The sequence below is a fragment of the Caenimonas sedimenti genome (assembly GCF_007833165.1).
Taxonomy (GTDB): domain Bacteria; phylum Pseudomonadota; class Gammaproteobacteria; order Burkholderiales; family Burkholderiaceae_C; genus Ramlibacter; species Ramlibacter sedimenti.
This window is the reverse complement of the sequence record NZ_VOBQ01000038.1, coordinates 1-5,813: the sequence shown is the minus strand read 5'-3', so window position 1 is coordinate 5,813 and position 5,813 is coordinate 1. Positions and strand designations below refer to the sequence as shown.

6 protein-coding genes are annotated in these 5,813 nt (G+C 62.6%); 4 read left to right on the top strand and 2 right to left on the bottom strand.

All coding sequences use genetic code 11. The features are described from left to right. A partial coding sequence (locus tag FN976_RS29310; protein WP_222432904.1) for a hypothetical protein occupies positions 1 to 348 on the bottom strand: 348 nt, incomplete at its 3' end. A gap of 422 nt (positions 349 to 770) precedes the next feature. Between FN976_RS29310 and FN976_RS28610 the strand changes: the two genes are divergently transcribed. The 4 genes from FN976_RS28610 (at position 771) to FN976_RS28595 (ending at position 5,262) form a co-directional block, all read left to right on the top strand. Beyond that, the gene (locus FN976_RS28610) at positions 771 to 2,525 is read left to right on the top strand and encodes an AAA family ATPase (protein WP_145897491.1); all 1,755 of its coding nucleotides are present in this window, start codon (positions 771 to 773) and stop codon (positions 2,523 to 2,525) included. A gap of 14 nt (positions 2,526 to 2,539) precedes the next feature. After that, positions 2,540 to 2,983, top strand: a complete 444-nt coding sequence (locus tag FN976_RS28605) for a hypothetical protein (RefSeq protein WP_145897489.1) — start codon at positions 2,540 to 2,542, stop codon at positions 2,981 to 2,983. 594 nt (positions 2,984 to 3,577) lie between these two features. Beyond that, the gene (locus FN976_RS28600) at positions 3,578 to 4,420 is read left to right on the top strand and encodes a metallophosphoesterase (protein ID WP_145897487.1); all 843 of its coding nucleotides are present in this window, start codon (positions 3,578 to 3,580) and stop codon (positions 4,418 to 4,420) included. Beyond that, complete coding sequence (locus FN976_RS28595) at positions 4,417 to 5,262, top strand: HAD domain-containing protein (RefSeq protein WP_145897485.1); 846 nt, start codon at positions 4,417 to 4,419, stop codon at positions 5,260 to 5,262. Before FN976_RS28600 ends, FN976_RS28595 begins: the two co-directional genes overlap by 4 nt. A 53-nt stretch (positions 5,263 to 5,315) precedes the next feature. Here FN976_RS28595 and FN976_RS29085 read toward each other — a convergent pair. Continuing rightward, on the bottom strand, positions 5,316 to 5,813 hold a 498-nt coding region (locus FN976_RS29085; protein ID WP_186511274.1), incomplete at its 5' end, for a hypothetical protein.

Sequence of the window (5,813 nt, the reverse complement as noted above, 5' to 3'; positions counted from 1 at the left end):
ATTGAATACTTTCCAAGGTATGGCTTTGGTCCGGGATTCCGGCCGCTTCGCGAGATGACCACTATCCTCAGGGCGCTTCCACACGCGGATGATCTCGAGCTGGCCCGGTGGTTCGAGAAACCGACCGCGTTGCTCGACGGAAAGAGACCACGTGAACTGTTGGCCGTGGCCCCGGGAGAGGTGGTGGCCGCTGCGCGACGGTTGCGGCCGCCCCTGGGGTTGCTTCAGTGGCAGGCACAAGGGGCGTAGTGCGCTTGCCGAATACAGCAGCAGCTTGGTCTCGGACTGTGCGGAGGGCTGGCTGAATATGCGCCCGCGTTTATTGCTTTTTTTGACAAGGTCGCGCATTTCGGTTCAAATTTCATCACGCCGCAACCACTTTCCGACCCGCCTGTCATGCAACCCACAACCTGCTCTGCTGTCTCCGTCGCAACGCGGCGAGACCTGTGCATACGTGTAGGCGTCAAGCGGGCAGTCTTGGCGATGTCGATGCGGTTCACATACGCCAGCTCCACTAGGGTGCTGCGCCGGTCCGGCCGAAATTAGTCAGTTGCCGGCGGGGCGCAGCCCCTCTCTCCAGTCTCAATGAATCTTGTCATGCCCCCGGGCAGGCCGCTGCATCGCTGATCGACTGATCGATCCACGCGGCGACTGCCATTCTTTTTGCAGGAGCTCGTTGTGATGCAACTGTCTCTCCAACTTCTCGATTCACCTGGCCCCTCGGGTGCCTCGGATGGACGGGCTGCGTTCGTGCTCTCGGAGTTGCCGTCATGAAGCCGATTTCACCCTTCCCGGCGATGCGTCGCCCGGCGGGTCAGGCGGGCTCTCCTCAGCACTTCGCCCATCCCCAGCTTCGCCTTGCGGCAGGCGACGCAGACCTGCTGCGCAGGCAGCGGCTGTTCCGGCGAGATTTGCGCAAGCTGGTCAACTCCGAAAAGCGCGTATCCCAGACGGCCGACGAACTCGAAGCGCTCGCGCTCGGACTGCTCCGGGAAATCGACTTCATGAGTACGGACGGCGAAAGCAACCGCTGCTTCAAACTCGAACTGCTCAAGTTCTTACGCGAGTCGGTGCCGACGCCACGCCTGATGCATGCACTGTTCGTTGTTGAGCTCAAACGCGCGGAAGTTCGAATCGAGCCCCGTTTCTGGCTGCACCCGACTTCACACGTGGAGGAGCAACGCCTTCCGCAACTCTCCTATGGGGGAAGCCAGGTCGCCGGAAAGAACCCGCCCCTTTCGATTCCGAGGGAATGCTCCGCAGCTGCCGTTCAAGCTGTGGAGTTGGCTGCCCAGGCGATCGCAGAGGGCACCCTGGAGAAGTGGTCGGTTGAAGCCTGCAAGGAGGTGATTGCCATGCTGGTCATCACCTCGGTCCACGGCACGCCCCTGGGGCGCAACACCGTGATGCATCCCGCCGACAACTTGTTCTTTATCGAAGGCGTTGGGTTGTCGGTCTGGCGCGCTCTGGGCGAACACCTGCGCCATCGCGAAGAGTCCGTCCACGAGGTGTACTGGGGTTCGTGCATGCCTGCGCAGGTCCTGATGCACCTGCGTGGTCACCTTCAGAGCGCTGAGCTGGCTCCAGCCGCGCCGACCCCGGTCCCGGAGATCAATTTGGTCGAAGGGCCGGAGCCACCGGGTTTCATCCGGATCGTGCGCGAGCCCATTCCGCCCTCCACGGAAAAGTACGACCAGGAAAGCCTCCGCACCTACGAACGACTGCGCAAAGCCATGCCCGTCGCACGCATGCCGGGGCGCGAGGCCTTGGCGGAGCACTTCGCCCAAATGGAGGCCGAATTCCCCTGGGCCACGCAGGCCGTCGAACACCTGCGCCGACACCTCACCACGGCAAGTCTGCTGGGCGTGGAGGAACTGATGGTCCCGCCGACCCTTCTGGTCGGCCCGCCCGGCTCCGGCAAATCGCGCTTCGTGCGCCGGCTTGCCGAGCGCCTGGGCTTGCCCTACATGCCATTGGCCCTGGGCGGCACCAGCGACAGCAAGCTGCTAGCCGGGACCGCGCGCGGGTGGGCCACCGCAGACGCGTCACCCATCTTGCGACTCATGGTCCAGAGTCGCAGCGCCTCGCCTCTGGTTCTGCTTGACGAGGTGGACAAGATCGGCCGGCACTACAACGGCGGATCCATCGACGCGCAGCTGCTCGGACTTCTGGAGCCGGAGACGGCCAGCCGCTGGCGGGACGGGTATCTGCTGGTGAACTGCGACCTCTCTCGGGTCAACTTCTGGGCGACCGCCAACTCCCTGGCGTCCATCAGCCGGCCTCTGCTGTCTCGCATGCAGCCGCTGTACATCCCTGCGCCCGGGCGGGAGCACCTACCCAGCATCGCCGCCGGTCTTACCCGGGAGATGGAGCGGCAGTGGAAGCTGCCGCCAGGGACGCTGCCCGACCCGCCGGCGGCAATCTGTGACGCCGGCGCAGACAACGTGCGGGCCCTTCGCACGATTGTTCAACGCTACCTCGCGGACTGGGCGCGCGAGCACCGCGAGCCACAGCGGATGCATTGAAACAAGGAGAGACCATGCCCGAATTTCAATACACCGACGACCAGAGGCGCAGCCGCTACCTGGAGCGCTGCCCGCGCATCCTGCAAAACGGCCTGCCTCCGTTCGAGTTCGCCCGAGGCTGGGACGACCTGGCCATCGAGCTGCTGGTTGGCATCGATAACTTGCTGAACGATGCGGATGCGGGTGCTTTCGAGCTGCAACAGCTGAAGGAAAAATTCGGCGTCTTCGTTGTCCACTTTTGGCTGCGAGGCCAGCGTCCGCACCCGCTTTGGCCCGGTTCAAGGCTTCGGCGCGATCAAGCCTTGCGCGCCCTGGTTTCGACGGCCCGAGAAAAGTCGAAACGCACCTGCATGGCCTGTGGCACGCCGGGACTGCTGCGTGAGTCGGGCTGGATGCGGGTGAGCTGCGACCAGTGTGAACCGCGGTGGGGAAAGGCGCTGCGAGGGGAACCAGAGTGAGCCGCACCGCGCGTCTTCCGTGTCGCCCTTGCCCAAGTGGATCAAATAGACAAGCCACACGTCTCAACGCTACGTCCGCAATTCCAAGGAGTGCTCCATGAACGAATTCCCTGAAACCGCTCTTGTGAACGTCTTGGTCACCCGGTTCCCGCGCTTGTTCAAAGGCCGCCCGCCCGAGATCCCATCTCACGTACCGATCGGTTGGCTGGGCCTGGTGACAAGACTGTGCGTACAGCTCGATCTGCACCTGGGCGACGCAGAGGCGCTGCGATTCAAGGTATCTCAGATCAAGGAAAAATATGGTGCGTTGCGGTTCTATTGGGAGGTCGACGATCAGATCAGACTTACCGTGGATTTGGTGCACCCGGGTGGTCACATCCGAATGGATTCCCCAGCTAGACCTGCAGTTCCATTCCCAGCCAATGCGGTTGACGCGCTCGTCGCACAGGCTGAGGCCGAATCAGCTCGCACATGTCAAAGTTGCGGAGCTTCCGGGACGCTGCGGCAGGGCGCATGGAGCCACACGACATGTGATCCCTGCGAGCGGCGCTCCCGGTCCCAAGGGAACGCTGCTGGGGTAGGGGGCGCCGCGTCATGAACCTCCTCATCTTGAGCGATCTGCATGTTGAATTCGCGCCGTTCGTGCCCAACCCGGCAGCGGTGCAGCAGGCCAACGTGGTCATTCTGGCTGGCGACATTCACAAGGGTGTGGCGGGCTTGCACTGGGCTCATGCCTCATTTCCGGGGAAAGAGGTGATCTACGTGGCCGGCAACCACGAGTACTACGGAGGCCACTGGACAAGAACCCTGGCGGAGATGCGCTCAGCTTCCGAAGAACTCGACATTCATTTTCTGGAAAACGATGCAATCGAATTGGACGGAGTTCGCATCCTGGGCACTTCGCTGTGGGCTGACTTCCTCTATTTCGATGCCGCAATGCGCCATCGGGCCGAACTGGACTACAAAGTCGGCCTGATGGATTGCCGGCGCATCAAAGCGGATCCCGTGCCGGGCCTTCATTGGAACAGCAGCCGCCACAACCTGTCGCCGTTGCATGTACGTCTACGTTCGGAAGAAAGCCTGGCGTGGCTGACTGCGCAACTGGAGCAGGACTTTGCGGGGCCGACAGTGGTCGTGACCCACCACCTGCCGCATCGGAACTCGGTGGCGGAGCGGTACGTCGATGACGCTTTGACGCCAGGGTTCGTGACCCTGGTGCCAGAGGATGCAATCACTCGGGCCGATCTGTGGGTGCACGGCCATACGCACGACTCGGTCGACTTCGTCTTGGGGGCGCAGAGCGCAGGAGTTGATGCGCCGTCCGGAAAGGGAACCCGCGTCGTCTGCAATCCGCGAGGGTATCCCATGGGCGGAGGGAAGGATGCTGCCTTTGAGAATGCTCGGTTCATTCCTGACTTGGTCGTGGAGGTGGCATGACTAAGGATCAGGGCCACTTCATCCTTTTCCTGGACTTCGACGGCGTGCTTCATCCGGCGCAACTGGATCCGGAGCGGCCGCTGTTTTGCCGGATGGGCTCGTTGGAACATTTGATGCAGCGCATTCCGGGGCTGCGGATCGTCGTGTCATCGTCCTGGCGAGAAACACGCTCGCTGAAGGCCTTGCGCGAGCTGTTCCCTGCCAGTGTGCGGAACCGTGTCATCGGTCGCACGCCCGTTCAGGTGCCCGTGGAATTGCTGCCAACGCGCCTTTGGTCTTACGTGCGCGAAGCCGAATGTACGGCCTGGATGCGAAGACGCTCCCATCTGGTCGGAGTCCCGCCAGGCTCCGACGCGTGGATGGCATTGGACGACGAGAGTTGGCGATTCAGTCCGGATTGTGCGCATCTCGTGCTGACCGACGGGCGGGTGGGGCTGACCGACGAAGCGGTAGAGGAATTGATTGGTCGGGCCGCGGTCTTCGGTGCAAGGCCTATCGAGCCTCGACGGACTGGTGCGCCCCATCGGACAAACAGAGAAGCAGAGATGCATGGCGAACCCGGGCAATGCCTTTGGACGGTCTGGGCTGACTACTTCGCCACCGGAGAGGGCCGCACATTCTTCGGGCACATTTCGCACGCTCGCAACGAAGACGAAGCCAGAACCCAGTTTGCAAGAGCCTTCGACCCGTTTTTCCTGCAAGGTGCAGGTTCGAGCAAGGGCGTCGTGCGCAACGAAGTGACCCATCAGCTCTGGTCGGAGCAGGCGCTGAAATGGCTGGAAAGTCTGGAGCGACGCGGCAACGTGGAAGCCACTTCTCGCATCCACATCAACCTCAGCTGACTTCAGCTCAGGCGGCTCGGCTCCGACGGTCCGACGACCTTAGGGGCTGTGCGCTACGGAAGGTGAGCATTCGGCCCGTGGCCGCCCAAAAGCATCATGATCACAACCATCAGCATCAGGACGCCGATACAGGCTCCAACGACCTTGACCCATAGAGGGATGGCATAGGCGGTCCCCGAGCCGAGCGGCACTTTCCTCACGAGTCCCGCCGGCTTATAGATCGCCAGCCCGACGGCCGCCAGCAGTACAACCAATCCGGCCGCCGCGTGCAGAGTGAGGGATGTTCGAAGGCCGAGGAGATCCGAGCCGGAAAATGTTGCACTACCGGCCGCTCCGGCCAACACACTGATCGGCCCCAGCTTCAGCAGCAGCACGACGGTGGCCACTGCTGTCAGCAAAAGTTTGAAGAGCACCCAGTAGTGGCGCAGCAGTCCCCAGGCGGTGCCCAACGCTTGTGTCAGGCCCGTTGCCAGCGTGGCAAGACTCAAGGGCATGATCACCAGCCACGCCGTCACGCCCATCGCGATCGACATCGCACGCACGACCTGGTC